Source organism: Mycobacterium sp. IDUB_1 (assembly GCF_055419625.1).
This window is the reverse complement of the sequence record NZ_JBVAYA010000001.1, coordinates 1,421,216-1,440,670: the sequence shown is the minus strand read 5'-3', so window position 1 is coordinate 1,440,670 and position 19,455 is coordinate 1,421,216. Positions and strand designations below refer to the sequence as shown.

At 69.0% G+C, this 19,455-nt stretch carries 25 protein-coding genes; 3 read left to right on the top strand and 22 right to left on the bottom strand.

The window, feature by feature from the left end; translation table 11 throughout:
• The first annotated feature begins 4 nt into the window (after nt 1–4).
• Complete coding sequence (locus ACZYYX_RS07230) at nt 5–400, top strand: nitroreductase family deazaflavin-dependent oxidoreductase (protein WP_463813742.1); 396 nt, start codon at nt 5–7, stop codon at nt 398–400.
• Here the strand turns inward: ACZYYX_RS07230 and ACZYYX_RS07225 are convergent.
• The 14 genes from ACZYYX_RS07225 to ACZYYX_RS07160 all read right to left on the bottom strand — a co-directional run bounded on the left by ACZYYX_RS07225 (nt 372) and on the right by ACZYYX_RS07160 (nt 11,169).
• Nucleotides 372–1,742 carry a cytochrome P450 gene (locus ACZYYX_RS07225; RefSeq protein ID WP_463813741.1) on the bottom strand — a complete coding sequence of 457 codons (1,371 nt, stop codon included), beginning with the start codon at nt 1,740–1,742 and terminating at the stop codon, nt 372–374. The two genes, ACZYYX_RS07230 and ACZYYX_RS07225, sit on opposite strands and share 29 nt — an antisense overlap.
• Nucleotides 1,739–2,185, bottom strand: a complete 447-nt coding sequence (locus tag ACZYYX_RS07220; protein ID WP_463814839.1) for a pyridoxamine 5'-phosphate oxidase family protein — start codon at nt 2,183–2,185, stop codon at nt 1,739–1,741. The genes ACZYYX_RS07225 and ACZYYX_RS07220 overlap by 4 nt, the downstream gene beginning before the upstream one ends.
• Before the next feature lie 83 nt (nt 2,186–2,268).
• The gene (locus ACZYYX_RS07215) at nt 2,269–2,607 is read right to left on the bottom strand and encodes a hypothetical protein (protein WP_463813740.1); all 339 of its coding nucleotides are present in this window, start codon (nt 2,605–2,607) and stop codon (nt 2,269–2,271) included.
• Nucleotides 2,608–2,655: 48 nt separating this feature from the next.
• Nucleotides 2,656–3,246: a TetR/AcrR family transcriptional regulator gene (locus ACZYYX_RS07210; protein ID WP_463813739.1), complete on the bottom strand. Its 591-nt coding sequence runs from the start codon at nt 3,244–3,246 to the stop codon at nt 2,656–2,658.
• The gene (locus ACZYYX_RS07205) at nt 3,233–4,093 is read right to left on the bottom strand and encodes an oxygenase MpaB family protein (protein WP_463813738.1); all 861 of its coding nucleotides are present in this window, start codon (nt 4,091–4,093) and stop codon (nt 3,233–3,235) included. The genes ACZYYX_RS07210 and ACZYYX_RS07205 overlap by 14 nt, the downstream gene beginning before the upstream one ends.
• Before the next feature lie 115 nt (nt 4,094–4,208).
• Nucleotides 4,209–4,475 carry a hypothetical protein gene (locus ACZYYX_RS07200; protein ID WP_463813737.1) on the bottom strand — a complete coding sequence of 89 codons (267 nt, stop codon included), beginning with the start codon at nt 4,473–4,475 and terminating at the stop codon, nt 4,209–4,211.
• Nucleotides 4,472–4,966 carry a DUF3093 domain-containing protein gene (locus ACZYYX_RS07195; protein ID WP_463813736.1) on the bottom strand — a complete coding sequence of 165 codons (495 nt, stop codon included), beginning with the start codon at nt 4,964–4,966 and terminating at the stop codon, nt 4,472–4,474. The genes ACZYYX_RS07200 and ACZYYX_RS07195 overlap by 4 nt, the downstream gene beginning before the upstream one ends.
• Nucleotides 4,963–5,415 (bottom strand): hypothetical protein, encoded by a 453-nt coding sequence (locus ACZYYX_RS07190; RefSeq protein WP_463813735.1) that lies wholly within the window; start codon nt 5,413–5,415, stop codon nt 4,963–4,965. Before ACZYYX_RS07190 ends, ACZYYX_RS07195 begins: the two co-directional genes overlap by 4 nt.
• An 18-nt stretch (nt 5,416–5,433) precedes the next feature.
• A complete protein-coding gene (locus ACZYYX_RS07185) occupies nt 5,434–5,922 on the bottom strand; it encodes a hypothetical protein (RefSeq protein ID WP_463813734.1) in 489 nt (162 codons plus the stop codon).
• Nucleotides 5,919–6,899: a porphobilinogen synthase gene (hemB, locus tag ACZYYX_RS07180; protein ID WP_463813733.1), complete on the bottom strand. Its 981-nt coding sequence runs from the start codon at nt 6,897–6,899 to the stop codon at nt 5,919–5,921. Before hemB ends, ACZYYX_RS07185 begins: the two co-directional genes overlap by 4 nt.
• A 14-nt stretch (nt 6,900–6,913) precedes the next feature.
• Nucleotides 6,914–8,578, bottom strand: a complete 1,665-nt coding sequence (locus ACZYYX_RS07175; RefSeq protein ID WP_463814838.1) for a bifunctional uroporphyrinogen-III C-methyltransferase/uroporphyrinogen-III synthase — start codon at nt 8,576–8,578, stop codon at nt 6,914–6,916.
• Nucleotides 8,579–8,586: 8 nt separating this feature from the next.
• Nucleotides 8,587–9,522: a hydroxymethylbilane synthase gene (gene hemC / locus ACZYYX_RS07170; RefSeq protein ID WP_463813732.1), complete on the bottom strand. Its 936-nt coding sequence runs from the start codon at nt 9,520–9,522 to the stop codon at nt 8,587–8,589.
• A 7-nt stretch (nt 9,523–9,529) separates the two neighbouring features.
• Nucleotides 9,530–10,900 (bottom strand): glutamyl-tRNA reductase, encoded by a 1,371-nt coding sequence (locus tag ACZYYX_RS07165; RefSeq protein WP_463813731.1) that lies wholly within the window; start codon nt 10,898–10,900, stop codon nt 9,530–9,532.
• A gap of 56 nt (nt 10,901–10,956) precedes the next feature.
• Complete coding sequence (locus ACZYYX_RS07160) at nt 10,957–11,169, bottom strand: glutaredoxin family protein (RefSeq protein ID WP_463814837.1); 213 nt, start codon at nt 11,167–11,169, stop codon at nt 10,957–10,959.
• 81 nt (nt 11,170–11,250) lie between these two features.
• Here ACZYYX_RS07160 and ACZYYX_RS07155 point away from each other — a divergent pair, with 81 nt between their 5' ends.
• Together ACZYYX_RS07155 and ACZYYX_RS07150 are read left to right on the top strand one after the other, a co-directional pair.
• Nucleotides 11,251–12,150, top strand: coding sequence for an HAD family hydrolase (locus ACZYYX_RS07155; RefSeq protein WP_463813730.1), 900 nt, complete (start codon nt 11,251–11,253; stop codon nt 12,148–12,150).
• 60 nt (nt 12,151–12,210) lie between these two features.
• Complete coding sequence (locus ACZYYX_RS07150; protein WP_463813729.1) at nt 12,211–12,750, top strand: FAS1-like dehydratase domain-containing protein; 540 nt, start codon at nt 12,211–12,213, stop codon at nt 12,748–12,750.
• Between the two features lie 43 nt (nt 12,751–12,793).
• On the opposite strand, the gene ACZYYX_RS07145 is transcribed toward ACZYYX_RS07150, so the two are convergent.
• The 8 genes from ACZYYX_RS07145 to ACZYYX_RS07110 all read right to left on the bottom strand — a co-directional run bounded on the left by ACZYYX_RS07145 (nt 12,794) and on the right by ACZYYX_RS07110 (nt 19,439).
• Complete coding sequence (locus ACZYYX_RS07145) at nt 12,794–13,867, bottom strand: lysophospholipid acyltransferase family protein (RefSeq protein ID WP_463813728.1); 1,074 nt, start codon at nt 13,865–13,867, stop codon at nt 12,794–12,796.
• A gap of 66 nt (nt 13,868–13,933) precedes the next feature.
• A complete protein-coding gene (locus tag ACZYYX_RS07140; protein WP_463813727.1) occupies nt 13,934–15,010 on the bottom strand; it encodes an SDR family oxidoreductase in 1,077 nt (358 codons plus the stop codon).
• A 30-nt stretch (nt 15,011–15,040) separates the two neighbouring features.
• Nucleotides 15,041–15,142: a 30S ribosomal protein bS22 gene (locus tag ACZYYX_RS07135; RefSeq protein ID WP_003402602.1), complete on the bottom strand. Its 102-nt coding sequence runs from the start codon at nt 15,140–15,142 to the stop codon at nt 15,041–15,043.
• Between the two features lie 136 nt (nt 15,143–15,278).
• Nucleotides 15,279–15,542, bottom strand: coding sequence for a helix-turn-helix domain-containing protein (locus ACZYYX_RS07130; RefSeq protein WP_463813726.1), 264 nt, complete (start codon nt 15,540–15,542; stop codon nt 15,279–15,281).
• A 139-nt stretch (nt 15,543–15,681) separates the two neighbouring features.
• Nucleotides 15,682–16,572, bottom strand: a complete 891-nt coding sequence (proC, locus tag ACZYYX_RS07125) for a pyrroline-5-carboxylate reductase (protein ID WP_463813725.1) — start codon at nt 16,570–16,572, stop codon at nt 15,682–15,684.
• Nucleotides 16,573–16,605: 33 nt separating this feature from the next.
• Nucleotides 16,606–17,424, bottom strand: coding sequence for a thioesterase family protein (locus ACZYYX_RS07120; protein WP_463813724.1), 819 nt, complete (start codon nt 17,422–17,424; stop codon nt 16,606–16,608).
• Between the two features lie 15 nt (nt 17,425–17,439).
• Entirely contained in the window at nt 17,440–18,285 is an 846-nt protein-coding gene (locus ACZYYX_RS07115; RefSeq protein WP_463813723.1) for a sugar phosphate isomerase/epimerase family protein, read from the bottom strand.
• Between the two features lie 5 nt (nt 18,286–18,290).
• Nucleotides 18,291–19,439, bottom strand: coding sequence for a hypothetical protein (locus ACZYYX_RS07110; RefSeq protein WP_463813722.1), 1,149 nt, complete (start codon nt 19,437–19,439; stop codon nt 18,291–18,293).
• Nucleotides 19,440–19,455 lie beyond the last annotated feature (16 nt).

Here is a 19,455-nt window from a genome sequence, read left to right as displayed (position 1 = left end):
TCCTATGCAGTTGCCGCAGTGGCTCGCACGATTCAATCGCCACGTCACCAACCCGATCCAGCGCCTGTGGGCCGGCTGGGCGCCGACGATGGGCATCCTCAGCCACGTGGGGCGGCGGTCCGGGCAGCACTACCGCACGCCGCTGACCGTCTTCTCGACCCGTGACGGGGTCGCGGTCCTGCTGACCTACGGACCCGACCGGGACTGGTTGAAGAACCTGACTGTCGCCGGCGGCGGCACGCTGCAGCGACACGGGCGAACATTTCCCGTCATGAACCCGCGCGTCATGAGCAAGGCCGAGGCGGGGCCGTCGGTGACCGGGTGGATGCGGCCGCTGTTCGCGGTGCTCCCGTTCGAGCAGGCCGTGCTGCTCACGTCCGGGGACGCAGCCGGGCCCTGATCGGCCCCTTGGCCACCGTGGTGAACGGCACCTCGCACGCGAAGTCGTCGTCCAGCGACTCCACGGTCATCGCGCGGATCACCGTGGCCAGGGCCAGCGTCGTCTCCAGACGGGCGAAGTGCTCGCCGATACAGGGCCGTGATCCGCCCAGGAAGGGCAGGAACTGCCAGCGGTCGCGGGCGGCGACGTTCTCCGGGCTGAACCGATCCGGGTCGAAGGTCATCGGGTCGGGCCACAGCTCGGGGTCGTGGTGCAGCGCGTACAGACCCAGCGCCACCAGGCTGCCCGCCGGCACCCGGTAGCCCGTCACCTCGAGGTCGCGGGTGGCCACCCGGGCCACCCCGGCCGCCGGCGGACACAACCGGACCGCCTCGTGGAGCACCTGCACGGTGTAACCCAGCCGGGACACGTCCGCCGGAGTCAGCTCCCCGTCCCCGATCGCTGCGGCCTCGGCCGCCACCCTGTCCTGGATCTCCGGGTGATGCCCGAGAACCCACAGCGCGTACGTCAACGCCGTCGCCGTCGTGTCATGGCCGGCCAGCATGAAGATCAGCAGGTCATTGGAGATCTCCTCGTCGGTCAGGGGGCGACCGGTCTGCGGATCGCTCGCCCTGATCAACGCCTGGACCAGCGGCGCATCGCGGTCCGGGTCGACCCGGCACGCCTGCACCATCTCGTCGGTGATCAGCCGCATCGCGTCGACGGAACGGCGGGCCCGACGCCGGGCCAGGGTCGGCATCCAGCGCGGCGCCCGGACCGGGCGCAACGCGCGGTCGGCCGTGTAGGACGACGCCACGTGCATGCACCGGGCGATCGTGTCGCCGCGCTCGTTCAGATCGACGCCGAGCACCGATCGGCCCAGCGACTGCATGGCGACACGGCGGCACTCTGTGTCGAGGTCGACCTCGCCGCCGCCGGGCCAGCGGTCCACGAATGCCTGCGCCGCACCCGACATGTGGCCGCCGAACGTACGGACGTTGAGCTTGGTGAACACCGGCTGCAGCGCGCGTTTGCGGGGCCGCCACTGTTCGTTCGGGAGGACGAACAGACTGTCCCCGGCCATCCGGCGCACCTCGTCGTGGATGATGCACCGGTCCGTAGCGGCGTCGTTGCGGCCCAATACATCCCGCATCCCAGCAGGCGACATCACCGCGACGATGGCGGGTACCACGCCGGACGGCCCGAGTTGGATGCGCGTCACCGGACCGCCGGCGTCGCGGATGACCTCCTGGCCCGTGTCGAGCCGCCGGACCAGCTTCACGAGCTCCCGCAGTGGAAGGGGGTTGCGCGGAACCGGCGGCAGCGACCGCACGTCCACCGCGTGGTCGTCGCGCACCGTCATGACGCCCGCCAGTTCAGCACCTCGCCGGTGCCGACGGTCATCGTCGTTCCGGGCATCACCCGCAATCGATACGGCGCCAGCCGCATCACCGCGAACTGGTCGCTGGTGGGACCGTCAGCCCAGAACGGGATGATCGCGGGGTCGTAGCCGACGGGCGGCGGCGCCGTGGCGAACCGCTGCCACACATCGCGGCGGGTTTCGTCGTCGGTGTACCACTCGACCAGGCACTCCGCGCTGCAGGTGTCGTGCGTGGTGGTCCAGTAGCTCACCGACACATCTGGGTGGACGGCGAGGTGGGCGCGCTTGAGGGGACTCGGCACCGTCGCGATCCAGCCGAAGAGGTCGGTACCGTCCCACTGCCAGATCGGGTGAAGGATGCGCGTGCGCGGTTTGCTGTCCGCATCGACCGTCGCGACCGACGCCCACACGATCGAGTGGGCCATCTCCACGAAAGCGGGTGCGATCCGCTCCAGGGGTGTCACAGCAATTCAGCCTAGGTAAGAAGCCGCAGTGCCGCGACGAAGTATCAGCCTTCGAGCTTCTTCTTGAACTCCTCGGTGTTGCGGTACTCGACATTGCCGATGTCGGCGCTGGTCTCGATCTTGCCCTTGTCTTCGTCGTCGACCCAGTTGGTGACCGACGTTCCCGACACAGTGCCGCTGCTACCCGGCAGCGTCGTGGTCTGCAGGTTCTCGGTCTTGTAGGCCTCGGCCATCTCTTTGGCCTTTTCCTTGTGCTCGTCGGTGACTTCCGGCTTTTCGGTCAGGTTCTGGTCGTCATCAGGGGGCTCGGTCACATGCTCGAGTTCGACATTCGGCGTGTCGTCCGGGGACCGCTGTTCGGTGGAGGTGTCTTCGGCGCTCATGGGCATGGGACTGCCCCAAAGTGTGACCGACGAAACAGTGGGCCCGGCTCAGATGAGGGCGCCACGTAGCGCTGCGGGCAGGCTCGGCAGGAAGTGCCTGCGGGCGAACGCGCGGATGTCGTCGGCCGTTTCGAGCGGCTGAGCGCTCGGCAGCAGCAGCACCATCTCGGCGTAGCGCAGGATGCAGTCGGCGAAGTCCTCGACGGCGTCGGGTCCGATGCGTTCGGCGAAGCCGCGCGGGAAGATCTGCTGTAGGGCATCGACCATCCGCGCGATCGCGGCCCGGTGGTAGCGCCCCGCCAGCTCGAGGGCCAGCCCCGGATCGTCTTGCACCATGCGGTGCAGGACCCGGTGGTTGCGGAACTCCATGATCGAGAGCGTGAACGCCTCGATGTAGTAATCCTCTTGCGGCGCAACCCTTCTCAGCTCTGAAGCGATGTGGGCGAACAGCCGGATGTTCTCTCGCTCGATGACGGCGCCGACGAGCTCGTCCTTGTTGGCGAAGCGCCGGTAGATCGTGGTGCGGCTGACCCCGGCGCGACGGGCGACGTCGTCGAGCGCGACACGTCGGTAACCGTGACGCTCGAACTCGACCACGGCGGCGTCGAGGATGTGCGCCGTGGCGTCAGCCGCGGGCATAGCCCTTGAGGGCATATCCGGTGTAGCGCACACGCATCGGGAGATGGTCCCACGCCCAGTTGACCGGTCGTGATCGCCAGAACGCCGCGAAGCGCTGGTACCGCCGTTCCTGACGATCCGACCAGGGCAGGTTGAGCAGCTCGCGGGCGCGCGGCGGGAGGCCGCCGGTGGTCAGGAACGCGGCGAGCGGGTTGAAGATCGGTGCGACGAGCCGCCACACCAGGGGGTGCACGGCCTTGGGCTTCGGGAAGCCCTTGGTGACGTAGCCGACGCCGTACTTCGCCGACGGGTGCGCGACGAGCACACGTTCCATCATGGCGTCCCAGTAGCGTTCGAACTCGGCGTAGGTGGCGGGCATCGGCCTGTCGCTGACCCCATAGCGCCGGTACCAGGTCTTGGACTCCAGCCAGATCTGTTCGCGCTCCGCGGGGCTGAGGCGCTTCACGAATGTGTCGGCGAAGTAGTAGATCTGCTCGACGAACGTCGCGTGCGCCCAGAAGTAGGTATCGGGGTCGAGTGCGTGGTAGCGGCGGTCAGTGCCGGGCAACTCGCCTTTGACGTGGTGATGGAAGTCGCGGACCTGCGTGCCCGCGTTGTCGGTGTCGGAACCGTAGACGGTGTTGAAGATCGGCGGGATGGTGCGGCGCAGCCGTTCGGCGGTGTCGGCGAAGAACGTCGAATGGTCGTACACGCCCTGCCCGAGTTCGGCGAGCATGTTCTGCAGCACCGCGGGCCGCGGGCCGATCAGATACATCCGGTTGTCACCGAAGTACTTCCACACCAGCGACCCCGGACCCAGGGGCAGCGCGTCGTCGAGGGGTTCGGGCCTTTGAGCCAACTCCGTCATGCGAAACAGTGTTACAAATTTTGCACTTTGTACCAAGTGGGTGTGGCGAGGGGCACACACTTCGTCGGGTGAGAACTCAGGGCTGCGATGCGGGGCGCGCCGGCAGCCAGGAATGCTATTCCGCGGGCGGTGGGGCGGTGGGAGGCTGGGGCGCCGGGGCACGACGGCGGGCGATGACGAGCACGGCCAGCACCCCGGCCGCCGTCGCCAGCAGCAGCGACAGCGTCAACAGCGGCGCGTAGTACACCACCGACGTGGTCGAGGGCTGCCCGTCGAGCACCGGCGCGACGACCACGGTCCGGCTCGCGGCCAGCCAGCTGACCACGCATCCGACGGCAGCCACGACCGCCAGCGTCAGCTCGACGACGGATCTGCGCGTCACGACGCCCTCTCCGGCGGGATGCGCTCCTCGACGAGATTCGTCAGCGCCGCGCGCAGCAGCTGATGCTTACGGGCCCAGGCCTGAGCGGTCCGGTCGTTGCTCAGCCGCACCCCGATGCCCGTGCGGCCGCGCGGCACACCCGTCAGCTCGCCCAGCGCGCGCGCATACTGCCACTTCGGGCTCTCCGCGCCCTCGGCCTCGGGATAGACGCGCAGGATCTCGGCGGTGCGGATCGTTTCCGTGCCCTGGCGTAGCGCGTCCGCCGTGAGCTCGACGGAGGTGTGGATGCGCGCCGCCTTGACCTGGATGCCGAGGAAAAGCGTCACGAGAAGGAAGAACACCACGGGGATCACCCACTGGACGTAGCCCGCCGACAGCTGGATCAGTGCCATCGCGATACCGGCACCCGGGCCGGCGAGCACCCAGAGCCAGCTGGCGCCCTGCTCGTAGAACAGCACCTCGCTCTCCGGCGGCGCGGCGGATTCGGTCACGACAGCTCCTTCCCCTCCGGTGCGCGCTCGTACCAAGCACGAACGGACGGCCGCGTCATGAGGGCAGCGCCGATGAGAACCGGCAGCGCGGCCACCAGGATCAGCGGCTGCCCGACCCCGAGGCCCACAGCGAGCAGCAGCACGACGCCGACGAGCGAGAACGCCAGAGCCATCGCCGCCATCCGGAACCGGCTGTCGCCTCCCCGCGCTTTGCCCGCCAAGAAGGCCAGGGCCCCGGCGGCCAGCACCGCCCCGACGCCGATCAGGCGGTACACCAACAAGTAGTTGCGGACACGCTCGTCGCTCACGTCAGCGGGGATCGCCAGTCGGGCCGCATCGAAGCTCGCCGTCGCCGACATCAACCCGCCGACGATCATGATGACCGCGCCGCCCATGAAGCACCAGAACGCGGCGTCGACGAGGCGAGGGCGGGAAGCGGAGGTCGGCATCGACGTCAGGGTAGCCAATCACCGGGTGAAGAAGTCGTGGGCGTCCTTGCGGTGGAGCAGGAATACGCCCCCGCACACCAGCACGGAGCCGACGATCACCACGGCCGCGTAGATCAGGACGGCCACTTCGGAACGATCCACACTGAACAGCTCGCTGACCGAGAACACCACGGCGGCGATCGCTCCACCGGTCAGACAGGTACGCACCCAGCGGTAGCCCTGCCGCAACAGGACGAGGAACGTCGCCACCACCGACACCAGCACCGCGAGGAAGACGAGGCTGATCGCCAGCATCAGGCCGCCCACCCGCTGCGGACCCGACAGCAGATCCACGACGAAGCCGGCCGTCATCAACGGAAGCGCGATCACCCACAGCCAGAATCCGGTGTCCACATCGGGCGGGCGGGCGGGCGACGGCCCGGGCGGGCGGGCGGGCGACGGCCCGGGCGGGCGGGCGGGCGACGGCCCGGGCGGCCGGACCGGACCCGACTCCCTCGGCTCCGTCACGAGAGGCGACGGGCCACGTCTGCGGCCCAGTAGGTCAGAACGATGTCGGCGCCGGCCCGGACGATGCCGGTCAACGACTCGAGCACGACCGTGTCCCGATCGATCCAGCCGTTGTCGGCGGCCGCGCAGATCATCGAGTATTCCCCCGACACCTGGTATGCGGCAACGGGAACCGGTGAACGGTCCGCTGCGGCCCGCACGATGTCGAGGTAGGACATCGCGGGTTTGACCATGATCACGTCGGCACCCTCGTCGATGTCCAGGTCCACCTCGTGCAGCGCCTCGCGCGCGTTGCCCGGCTCCTGCTGGTAGGTGCGCCGGTCCCCCTGCAGGCTGGAGGACACCGCCTCACGGAACGGACCGTAGAACCCGGAGGCGAACTTCGCGGCGTAGGCCAGGATCGCGGTGTCGATGTGGCCCGCGGCGTCGAGTCCCTCGCGAATGGCCGCGACCTGCCCGTCCATCATGCCGCTCGGACCCACCATGTGTGCACCCGAATCTGCTTGCGCCACAGCGAGTTCTACGTAGCGTCGATTGGTGGCGTCGTTGTCGACCCGGCCGCGGTCGTCGACGACGCCGCAGTGCCCGTGGTCGGTGAACTCGTCGAGGCAGGTGTCGGCCATCAGCACCGTGGCGTCGCCGAGATCGGCCGACAGATCGCGCAGCGCGACGTTGAGGATGCCGTCATGGTCGGTGCCGGCCGAGCCGCGCGCGTCCTTGTCCTCGTCCCGCGGTACCCCGAAGAGCATCAGCCCGCCGACACCCGCAGCGACCGCGTCGGCCGCCGCGCGACGCAGCGAATCACGGGTGTGCTGAACGACTCCGGGCATGGACGCGATAGGCCGCGGCTCGTCGATACCGTCGGCGACGAACATCGGCAGCACGAGTTGGCGCGCCTGCACAGACGTCTCGGACACCAGCCGGCGCATGGCCGGAGTGGACCTCAGCCGCCGCGGACGATGACTCGGGTAAGGCATGATCGTCCTAGCGGTTAACGGCGGCGGCTCTTCTTCCGCGGGGGCGGGAGCGCACCCTCGGCACGCAGCCGAGCAGCGTGCTCGGCCAGTGCCTCGACGAGCGGACCGACCGCGGCCACCTCCGGCTGGACATCCACACGCAGCCCGAATTCAGCTGCGGTCTCAGCGGTTTTCGGTCCGATGCACGCCACGATGGTGCGGGCGTGCGGTTTACCGGCGATGCCGACGAGGTTGCGGACCGTCGAGCTCGACGTGAAGCACACCGCGTCGAAGCCGCCGGTCTTGATCATCTCGCGGGTCTGCGCCGGCGGCGGGGCCGCGCGCACCGTCCGGTAGGCGGTGACGTCCTCGATCTCCCAGCCCCGCTCCCGCAGCCCTTCGGCCAGTGTCTCGGTGGCGATGTCGGCGCGGGGCAGCAGCACCCGGTTCACCGGGTCGAAAACGTCGTCGTACGGCGGGAATTCGTCGAGCAGACCCAGCGAGCTCTGCTCCCCGGTCGGCACCAGTTCGGGGTTGATGCCGAAGGCGCGAACACGGTCGGCGGTGGCCTGCCCGACGCAGGCGATCTTCACGCCCGAGAACGCGCGCGCATCCAGCCCGAACTCGTTGAACTTCTCCCACACCGCGCGCACCGCGTTGGTGGAGGTGAACACGACCCACTGGAACCGGCCGTCGACGAGACCCTTGACGGCCCTTTCCATCTGAGCCGGGCTTCGGGGCGGCTCGACCGCGATGGTCGGCACCTCGATCGGCAGCGCGCCGTGGCCGACGAGCCGCTCGCTCATCTCCCCCGCCTGGTCCTTGGTGCGTGGCACCAGCACGGTCCAGCCGTACAGGGCACGGCTCTCCCACCAGTTCAGCTTCGAACGGTTGGCTACGGTCCGGCCGATCGTGACGACCAGCGTGCCGGTCAGCGGACCGGACGGCTCGACGCCTGCGGGCTTGTCCAGCACGGCCTTGTCCAGCAGGCCGGCCAGCGTGGTCTCGACCGACCGCTGCGCACAGGTGGTGCCGTTGGCTGTCACAACGGCGGGCGTGCCGTCAGACAGCCCGTACTCGATCAGAGTGCGCGCAGCCTCGGGCAGGTGCGACGCGGTCGCGTGCAGGATCAGCGGCCCGGGTGCGGCAGCCAGCGCGGCCCAATCCACCTGCGGGTCGCGGACATCGGCGACGGTGTGCGACGAGCCCAGCGGCAGACCGGCATAGGTCGGCACAGCGGAGGTGTCGGGCAGGCCCGGGACGATCTCGAAGGCGAGCTGGGTGCGTGCCAGCGCGCTGACCTCGGTGATCACCGCGTCGATCGACAGTGGATCACCGGCGACCAGACGGACCACGTCGACACCGGTACGCGCCTCGGTGGCCAGCGTCTTGGCGACCTCGGCCGGATCGCCCAGCGCGGGCCGGATGTCGGGGCCACCGGGGATCGTGAGCTCGGCCGTCTCGGCGGCGGCAGCCGGGTCACCGGCGTCGGGCGCCTCGGCGGGCAACGGTCCCGACGGCGGGGGCAGTTCTGAGCCGACCAGTGCGAGCACCGCTTCGGGTACATCGGGGTCGACGAAGACCAAGGCCGCGTTGGCCAATACCGAGCGGGCGCGCGTCGTCAGCAGACCCGGGTCCCCGGGTCCCGAGCCGACGAACGTGATGCGGCCGGGCTTGCCCTTGCGTCCTCGCAAGGTCATCTGGCGAGTCATGTCCCTCTCCCGCGATCGTCCAACAGTTCCCGCGCTCCCAGCTCGAACAACTCCGCGGCCACCGAGAGCCCCAGCTCCCGTGCCCGCTCGGGTGTCCCGATGCCGGACGCACGGATCACGTCGGATCCGTCCAGCGTCGCCACGCAGCCGCGCAGCGACAGCTCTTCGAAGACGCGACCGTCCTCATCGATAGACTCGACCACCTCTGCAATCGCGCCCACCGGTGCGGAGCACCCCGCCTCCAGTTCGGCGAGCAGGGTCCGCTCTGCGGTGACCGAGGCCCGGGTGTCGGCGTCGTCGAGCTCTGCCAACACCGAGACCAGGCCGGAATCACCGGCACGGCACTCGAGCGCCAACGCACCTTGAGCCGGCGCCGGCAACATCTGTACCGGTTCCAACGTCTCGGTGACAGCGTCGAGGCGACCGATGCGGGCCAATCCCGCCCGGGCCACGACGACGGCGTCGAGATCACCGCTGCTTACCCTGTTCAACCTGGTATCTAGGTTGCCTCGTAGGGGGCGGATTTCCAAACCGAGACCCAGTGCTCTAAGCTGCGCCGTCCGTCGCGGGGACGATGTTCCGATCACCGAGCCGGCCGGCAACTCCCCGAGGACCAGACCGTCGCGCGCCACCAGCGCGTCGCGGGCGTCCGCGCGCACCGGGATCGCGGCGATCGCGAAGCGGGAGTCGGGCGCTGTCGGCAAATCCTTGTAGGAGTGCACCGCCATGTCGACGGTGTCGTCGGCGATTGCCTCGCGCAGCGCGGCGGTGAACACGCCCACCCCGATGTCGGCGATCGGCGCCTGGGAGCGGTCCCCGTCGGTGGAGATGATCACCAGCTCGGCCGCGTGTCCGCGGGCGGTGAGAGCGTCCCGGACGAAGCCGGCCTGTGTGGTGGCCAGCAGGCTGCCCCGCGTGCCGATGCGGATCACGCTGTGATCACTCCGCGCTATCGAGATCGGTTGCGGAGAAGGTCATTTCATCAACTGCGACGGCGCCGAGCTCGCTTCCGGCCACGGCGTCGACGGCGTGCTGGTCGAGCTCGAACAGCTCGCGCAGCGCTTCGGCGTAACTGTCCCCGCCAGGCGCGCCGGCCAGCTGCTTGACGCGCACGGTGGGGGCGTGCAGGAGCTTGTCGACGACCCGTCGCACGGTCTTGGCGACCTCGTCGCGGTAGGCCGAATCCAGTCCCGGCAACCGATTGTCCAGCCGCAGCAGTTCCGCCTCGACGACGTCGGCGGCGCGTTGCCGCAGCGCGGTGACGGTCGGCGTGACCTCGGCCATCCGCTGACCGGTCAGGTACTCGGCCACCTCCGCGGCGACGATCGTGCGGGCCGCCTCGGCATCGGACGTCGCGGTGCGCGAGGTCGGCTCCCGCAGGATGCGCTCCATGTCGATGACGTCGACACCGGGCAGTCCCGCGACCGCGGGGTCGATGTCGCGGGGCATGCCCAGATCGCACATCACCAGCTGTTTCGTGCCGCCGAGCCGCTGCGCCAGGCCGCGGTGCACGTCGGCGAGCGTGACGACGGGCCGCACGGCGCCGGTGCAGCTGACCACGACGTCGGCGTCGGTGAGCAGCGGCGGCAGATGATCGAACGGGAAGGCCTCGGCCGAGAGCCCGTGGCTGCGGATGTTCTCTGCGAGATGCTTGGCGCGCGGCAGCGAGCGATTCACCACATGGATGCGCTCGATACCGGCACGCATCAGCTGTTTGGCCGCCAGAGCCCCCATCGAGCCGGCGCCCACCACGACAGCCGACCGCCCGGCGAGCGACCCGATGCGGGCTTCGGCCATGTCCAGGGCGACGGAGACCACTGATGCACCTGCCGCGTCGATGCCCGTTTCCGAGTGCACACGCTTGCCGACCGACAGCGCACGCTGCGACAGTTCGTGCAGCGTGCGGCCCACGGTGTGATTCGCCTCGGCGGTGGCGTACGCGCGGCGCACCTGTCCGAGAACCTGCGCCTCACCGACCACGGCGGAGTCGAGCCCGCTGGCGACCGAGAAGAGATGCTCGACCGCGGCTTCGGCGTAGCGGACGTAGGCGTACCGGGTCAGATCCTGCAGCGACATCCCCGAGTGCTCGCCCAGCACCTGACCGATCACCGAGAGGCCGCCGTGGAAGGCTTCGACCACCGCGTAGACCTCGACGCGGTTGCACGTCGACAACACCATGGCCTCGGTGACCAGCGAGGATTGCAGGATCTGCTCGATGATCTTGGCCTGATCGGCCTCGTCGGTGCTGAGTTGCTCGAGCACGGACACAGGCGCGCTCCGGTGCGAAACCCCGAAAAGCAGTACGCTCACGGCTTCCTCACCACCCCACCACGGTAATCGCTGACCAGCTGGGCAGCCAAATTCCCTCAGCGGGAGAGGTCTGCGCGCAGCCTCGGTTCGTCGAGTTCCCAGTAGCTGTGCTCGGCCCCGCCGAGCAGGACGACGGGCAGGCGGTCACCGTATTCGGCGCGCAGAGCCTTGTCCCCCGCGGCCGCGGCCGCGTCGACGTCGGTGACGCTGAGGGTGAACCCGAGCTCGTCGCGCAGCTCGGCCAGCCGGCCGGCCACCTTCTGACACATCGGGCAACCCTGGCGGGTGAGCAGCTGCACGGCGCGATCCACCCCGCCAGTATCGCGACCCGGTGTCCTACTGTTGTATCCGTGTCCGACGGTACTGAGATCGGCATCGACTCCCGGGCGCAGCAGATCGCCGGGGAGAGCAGCGCCGCGGCCGCGGCCGAGGGCCTCATCGAGCCTGCCGGCGAGTTGCCCGGCCCGCCGCCGCCTCCCCCGGACCTCACTGCCGCCGCGTTCTTCGACGTGGACAACACGCTGGTGCACGGCTCGTCGCTGGTGCACTTCGCGCGCGGCCTGGCGGCCCGCGAGTACTTCACCTACAAGGACCTGGCCCGCTTTGCGATGGCGCAGGCGAAGTTCCAGCTCACCGGCCGCGAGAACAGCGACGATGTGGCGGCGGGGCGACGCAAGGCGCTGGCCTTCATCGAGGGCCGCTCGACCGCGGAACTGGTGGCCCTCGGCGAGGAAATCTACGACGAGATCATCGCCGACAAGATCTGGCCGGGCACCCGTGCGTTGGCGCAGATGCACCTCGACGCCGGTCAGCAGGTGTGGCTCGTCACCGCGACGCCCTATGAGCTGGCCGACACGATCGCCCGCAGGCTCGGGCTCACCGGTGCGTTGGGCACCGTCGCCGAGTCGATCGACGGGGTGTTCACCGGGCGTCTGGTGGGTGACATCCTGCACGGCACCGGCAAGGCGCATGCCGTGCGCTCGCTGGCCATCCGCGAGGGCCTGAACCTACGTCGCTGCACCGCCTATTCGGACAGCTTCAACGACGTGCCGATGCTGTCCCTGGTCGGTACCGCCGTCGCGATCAACCCCGACGCCGACCTGCGCGACCTCGCCCGCGAGCGCGGGTGGGAGATCCGCGACTTCCGCACCGCCCGAAAAGCGGCCCGCATCGGCGTGCCGTCTGCGCTCGCGCTGGGTGCCGCCGGCGGCGCGTTGGCGGCCGTGGTGTCCCGTCGCGACCACAAGTAGCGGCCCGCACCGCTGATAGGCTCGCGCCGCGCATCGATCACCGACGAAAGCGGATCACGCATGACCATCGCCGAGAACATCATCGGGACCCACTACCGGTATCCCGACTATTTCGAGGTCGACCGCGAGAAGATCCGGGAGTTCGCCCGCGCCGTCAAAGACGACCATCCCGCGCACTACAGCGAGGAGGCCGCCAAGGAGTGCGGCCACGATGCCCTGATCGCGTCCCTGACGTTCCTCGCGGTCGCGGGCCGGCGGGTGCAGCTGGAGATCTTCAACCAGTTCGACGTTCCGATCAACATGGAGCGCGTCCTGCACCGTGACCAGAAGATCACGTTCCATCGGCCGATCCTCGCCGGGGACAAGCTGTTCTTCGACTCGTACCTGGACTCGGTGACCGAGTCGCACGGCGCGGTACTCACCGAGGTCCGCGGCGAAGTGACCGACGAACACGGAGAGCCGGTGCTGACCAGCGTCGTCACGGTGATGGGTGAGGCGCAGTCGGACACCGAGGCCGACGAGATCAGCGACCGCATCGCCGCACGACGCGACGAAGCGCTGCGCGCGATGGTGGCAAAGCAGACCGCGTCGTCTGACTGACGTTGCGGCGTCCGATCGACCCGGCCCACAGCAGGTCGGTCGGTCAGCCGAAGAAGGTGTTCCTGCGGTTGGCCAGCAGCTGGTAGAGCGTCTGCTGGATGGTCTCGCGAACCTGGTCGGTGATCTCGAAAGTGACCATCGGATCGTCGGCGGCCGAGTCGTCGTAGCCGGCGGTGTCGATGGGCTCGCCGAACTGGATGTACCACTTGGACGGCAGAGGCACCACACCGAGCGGGCCGGCCAGGGGGAACAGCGGAGTCACCGGGAAGTACGGCAGACCGAGGAGCCGGGCGAGCAATTTCACGTCGGCGACCATCGGGTAGATCTCTTCGGAGCCGACGATCGAGCAGGGCACGATCGGCGCCTTGGCGCGCAACGCCGCGGAGACGAAGCCGCCGCGGCCGAAACGCTGCAGCTTGTAGCGGTCTTTGAAGGGCTTGCCCAGCCCCTTGTAGCCCTCGGGGAACACCGCGGTGAGCTCGCCGGCGGCCAGAAGTCGGTGCGCGTCGTCGGTGCACGCCATGGTGTGGCCGGCCTTGCGCGCGGCCTGCCCGACGAACGGCATGTCGAACACCATGTCGGCGGCCAGCAGACGAAGATCGCGCTGCGCGGGATGGTTGTCGCGGACCGCCACCGACGTCATGAGCCCGTCGAAGGGCAGCACCCCGGCGTGGTTGGCCACCACGAGACCGGCACCGGTCGCCGGTAGGTTCTCGACACCGCTGACCTCGACCCGGAACCACGAGTTGAACAGCACGCGCAGCACGGGCAGGAAGACCGCGTTGTTCAGGTGGGGATCGAAGCCGAACTCGTCGACGGCGTAGTCGCCCATCATCCTCTTGCGGATGAAGTCGGCCACCGCGGCGATCCGCGTGGCGAGTTCGCTGGGGGGTGCATCGGGTGCCGCGCCTAGGCCGGCACCGTCTCCACGATGGGCGTCGATGTCGCGGACAACGGCGGACAACTCTTCGGCGGTGGCGCGGCCATCGGCGTCGCCGTACAGAGACGGATGCCGCCGAGATCGGTCTCCCCGTTGCGCAGCCGCTCGACGGGCCGCTGCGCTCCTACTCGAATTCGAGTGCAGGGGAATGACTTTCGCTTTCGACTCGCCAGCCACCGTCTCGCTTCTCACCTTCCTGGCCTTCGAGCTAGGGTGTCCCCGCCCCCTCGCTGAGCCCTGAGTCTAGCGCCCGAACCGCGCTGCCGCCGACACAGCGCGGCGCTCCACAGCAGAAACCCAATTCGGATCCACGATGGGTTTGAGTCCCCGGCCGCGCACGTAGTCGTCGAAGGCCTCGGTGGTGGTCCACTTCGGGGTGTAGCCGAGCTCGGTGCGCAACCGCGTGGTGTCCATGACTCGGCCGTAGCTGAGGTAGTCCAGGCGTTCCCGATCGAGCTCGGTCGGCCGGCCGGCCCGCCACAGCGACATCGCCGCACGGGGCATCGGGAGCGCGAGCCGCCCGGACCGGCGAACCGCTTGGCTCATCATGATCACGCCGGACGCTCCGACGTTGAAGGTGCCTGCTTTGCCTGCGATGGTCGCCCGCTCCATCGCCCCCAGCGCGTCCTGCTCGTGCAGCAGCTGCATGCGGGCGTCGTGACCGATGATCGTCGGCACCACCGGACCGGCCAGGTAGCGCGACAACGCGGTGTCCATCGCCGGCCCGATCATGTTGGCCAGCCGCAGGATCGTGACCGCGATGTCGGGCCTTCTCCGGCCGAGTCCGCGGGCATAGCCCTCGATGTCGATGCTGTCGCGGGCGAACCCTTCCCCGGGCGGCCTGCGCCGGCTGCTGCTCTCGGCGAACAGCACGGGATCACGCGCGCTCGACCCGTAGATCTCCGAGGTCGACTTCAGGATCACCCGGCGCACCGACGGCGCCTTCTGGCAGGCCGCGAACAACTGGATTGCGCCCATCACGTTCAGCTCTTTGAGCGTGGCCCGGCCGCCGGACCTCGGCGCGTAGGACGCCGCGGCGGCGTGCACCACGGTGTCGACGTCGCCGTTACGAATCACCTTGGCGATGAACGGGTTCCGGATGTCGGCGCGGACGAACTCCGCGCGGCCCATACGCCGGAGGAGATCTTTGCTCGGCGCGATCGCGTCGACCGCGATGACGTGGTTGATCAGCGGGTTCTGCGCCAGCCGGGCGGTCAGATAGCCGCCGAGGAATCGGCAGGCGCCGGTGACCAGCACGACCTTGGGGTAGTTCAGACCGTCCCGGGCATCGGAGCCGCCCGAGTCACCCCCAGCATCCATCTCCGCAGCCTAGCGGCAGACGCCGCAGGACTACTTGCCGAGTTTTCTGCGCTGCACCCGGGTGCGACGAAGCAGCTTGCGGTGCTTCTTCTTCGACATGCGCTTACGCCGCTTCTTGATGACAGAACCCATGAACTCCGCTACCTCGGTTTTTTCGACGATCTCGACCGGTCACATTACCTGGCGACGGTCCCCGCGCCGAAATCCGCCCAGGAGGGGCCAGGGCGAAGAGCCTTCGGCCAGCGATGAGCGCTCGCGCGAAGAGCCTTCAGCCCGCGTCGAAGTACGAGCTCTCCAACATGTCGTGAACGGCTTTGGCGTGGACGCGGAATGACCGACCAACCCGCACCGCCGGCAGCTCACCGTTGTGCACCAGTCGATACACGGTCATCTTGCTGACCCGCATCAGGCTGGCCACCTCGGCCACGGTGAGAAATTGCGCTCGAGGCGGTTGGCCGTCGGACTGGCCGGCGTCGCGCGCCGCCTTTCCGTTGGCTGAATCCCGCGCCGACGGCCCGTTCATAGACGTCATCGCAACCCAATCCATCAGGCGCGGGCAGTTCCAGCGGCTTCCCCACCGCTGGCACCGACCCACACTTACCACTGGGAGAATAGCGTGGCGGGTGGGGTTACTGCGACGGGTGTGGGCTAATCAGTGTGAAATTGCTGAACTACTCGGGTGTAATTCCTAGCTGCTCAGAGCGGGTTTTCGCGGCTTCGACGGCGTTGGCGACCGCCGCGCGCAGGCCCCCACGCTCGAGTTCCCGCAGCCCAGCGGCGGTGGTGCCCCCTGGCGAGGTGACGGTGGCCCGTAGCTGGGCGGCCGAGGTGTCGGTCGGTGACGCCATCGCTCCGGAGGGACCCGACGCTGCGCCACCGTCGTTGCCTTCTGCATCCAACCGCTCCAGCAGCATCGCCGCCGAGCCTGCCATCGTCTGCACCACCAGGTCGGTGGCCACGGATCTGTTCAGACCCCCGTCCACCGCAGCGTCCACGAGCGCCTCGACCATCAGGAAGAAGTACGCCGGACCGGACCCGGAGACCGCGGTCACGGTGTCGATCTGACTCTCGGCCACGGTCAGCACTCCACCGACGGCGTCGAACAGCGACGCCACCCCACGGACGTGCTCGGCGGTGGCGAACCGTCCCGGTGCGACCGCGCTGACCCCGCCGCCGACCAGCATGGGGGCGTTGGGCATCACCCGCACCACGGGCGATCCGGCGGGCAGCTTGTTCTCGAAGTAAGCCGCACTCACTCCGGCCGCAACCGTCACGAAGATCTGCTCCGCGGCATCACTTTCCGCGCGCGCCGCCGTCTCGGCGATGTCACCGACGACGCTGCCGACGTCGGAGGGCTTTACCGCGACGATCACGTACGTCGCGGTGTCGACCGCCTCGGCGACCGACGCGATGCGCACCGAGTACTTCTCCGCCAGGTACGTCGCACGGGTCGAGCTCTTCTCCGCGACCACGAGATCCTTGGTCTGACGCCCGGCCCGCAGCAGTCCCGCCAGCAACGCCTCTCCGATACTCCCGCCGCCGATGATCGCGATTCTGGCCATGCCGCACAGCATGACACGGCGGGCCGCCCAGATTCAGTCGGGCGCGGCGGGCACCATCGCGAGTTGGCGGGTCTGCACGATGATGCGCCCCTCGGAATCCACGACGATGTGGTCCTCGTCGAACCATTCCTGCCCGATCTGGGTCGTCGTGCACATCACTCTCAGCCACCCGTCGGCCGGCACGGCCCGCACATAGGCCGTCAACTGCACCGTGGGCGCCCAGCCGAACCTGTTGACACCGAACGTGACCGGCGCCGACACGTCACCGCACAGCAGCGCGAACAGCACGTCGGGCGCCGCGCCCTTCGGACGCACCCAGTACTCGATCATCGGTGGGCCACCGTCACCGCGCGGAGTGAATGACGTCAGCGACGGACGGATGTCGCAGCCGTGGGCGAGATGGACGACGTCGGCCATCGGATGGCCGGGACCGATCGGTTCCAGCCCCGGCGGCGGATCCGGCGTCATCAGGCGCAGCACCAGGTTGTCCGACAGCAGCGGCGGCACATGGCCTTCGGGGCGCGCCAGCGTGATCGCGGCCCGCAGCGCGGTGCGCGATCCCTGGTTCAGCTCGACATCGATCAGGCTCACGCGCCGCCCACGTTTGCGCACCGTGGTCACGATCTGCATCGGGCCGGGGTCGGGCGCCCACAGGAAACTGCCTGACACCGCAATGGGTTCCACCCCGGGTTCGCCGAGTTCGGTGCGCGCAGCGTGGGCGCACAACGCGAGCATCGCACCGCCGTGCACCTTCGGGCCGATGGTCCAGTGCTCGTTGAGCAGCCCGTGATAGCTGCCGGCACCGTCGGGCGTCAGAGCCATCGCATCGGTGAACAGAGTGGAGCTCGTCATGGGTTCCTTGCCGGGTCAGCGCAGCAGGTGCGTGCGGGCGAACTGCAGCGATTCGGTCAGCAACTCGTCGCGCTCAGCTACCGACCGCGCGCCCGAGGTGGTCACTTCCAGGATCACGTGGCCGGCGAAGTCGCCGGCTGCCAGCGTCTCGCAGATCTCCACGGTCGGTTGCGTTCCGCGGCCGGGAACCAGGTGCTCGTCGGTCGAGGCGCCACTGCCGTCGCACAGGTGCAGGTGCACCAGCCCCTCCCCCATGCGCCGCGCCATGTCGACGGCGTCGGAGCCCGCGGTCGCGGTGTGGGAGAGATCCAGTGTGTAGTGCGCGTGGCCGCCGTCGAGCGGATCGTAGGACGGCGCGAACGCCGAGATGCCTGGCCCGGGGGCACCTCCGCGCTTACGCATCCGTTCGATCGAGGTCTGCCCGGAGCCGAAGAAGCGGTCGGCGCGGAAGGGGAACATGTTCTCCACGGCGACCATGACGTCACTGCTCGCCTCGAGTTCAGCTACCTGGGCGGCGAATCCCTCGGCGTAGCGGCGCTGCCAGCGAAACGGCGGATGGACCACGACGGTCTGGGCACCCAGCTGCTCGGCGGCCCGCACGCTGCGGTCCAGCTTGGCGATGGGGTTGGCGCCCCACACGCGCTGAGAGATGAGAAGGCACGGCGCGTGCACCGAGAGCACCGGGACGTCATAGCGCCGCGACAGCTCTTCCACAGCGTCGATGTCCTGGCTGACGGACTCCGCCCACACCATCAGCTCGACGCCGTCATATCCGAGAGTGGCGGCCATCTCGAACGCGGCCTCGGTCTTCAGCGGATAGACCGAGGCCGTGGACAGACCGACCTTGATGGCAGGGCGCACCCCGGTCAGCCCGATTGCAGCAACGCCAGCGGCCCGAGGGTGACCAACGCGCCGACCGCCACCGCGATCAGCGTGCTGCCGATGTCCTCGGTCTTGCGCACCACCCGGACACCGACGACCAGGCCCAGGATCACCAGCACCGACAAGACGAGCGCGACGATGTTGTTCCACTTCCACAGCTGGTCGAACGCGACGAACAGGCCAGCGCCGAACGCGACCGCGACGACGCTCTGACCGACCACCCACAGGCCGTGGACGACCGGCGACATCTGACGCGGTTCGAGTTCGTCGCCGCCTTCGTCCTCGTCGCCGTGGTCCTCGTCGTCGAGGGCGAGCGACGATTGCTGACCGCCGCGGCGGGCGACGTCGTCGGCGACGGTCTCCCCACCGAACAACAGGTCCTGGGTGGACCTCAGGTACGACGGCAGTTCGTCGTCTGCGGTGTCCTCTTCGGCTGCGTCCTCGGTCTCGGTCTCTGTCTCGGTGGGCGTTTCCGCCTCGGGCTCCTCGGACAGCGTGTCGTCGAGGTCGGCGGGGGCATCCGCGTCGACGGGGTCAGGGCTCATCAGCTCCGCGTCGACGGAGCTCTTACGGCCGAACCGGCCGAACGGGGAGCGGCGCGGCGCGGCCACCGCGGCCTGAGGCTCCTCGGGGGCATCCTCGACCTCGGCTTCGTCGACCTGGGCTTCGTCGACCTGGGGTTCGTCGGCCTCGACAAGCTCGTCGGGGTTGTCGGGATCGGAGTCCTCGACCTCGACCAGCTCGTCGTCGGCTTCGGTCACCTCAGCCGCATCGGCCACGTCATCGGCGTCATCGGCGTCATCTGCTCGGTCGACGTCATCGACGTCAGGGACGTCGTCGACCTCAGGGACGTCATCGACCTCAGGGACGTCATCGACCCCGTCGGCCGCCTCAGCGATGGTGGCCGACTCCGGCTCGGGTTCAGGTTCGGGGGCCGGCTCGGGGGCGGCGGGCTCGTCGGGCCGGACGATCGGGATCTCGCCGGTGAGCTCGGCGACGGTGACGGCGTCGGCGTTACCGCGGCGACGGCGCCGGCGACCGCCGACCGGGGGTGCGCCGATGGTGCCGTTCTTCGCCAGCAGCTCGGCGACCGAGATCGGCCGGGTGTTGGTGTAGTCGTCTGGTCCAGTCATCGCCTGCTCGCCCTCG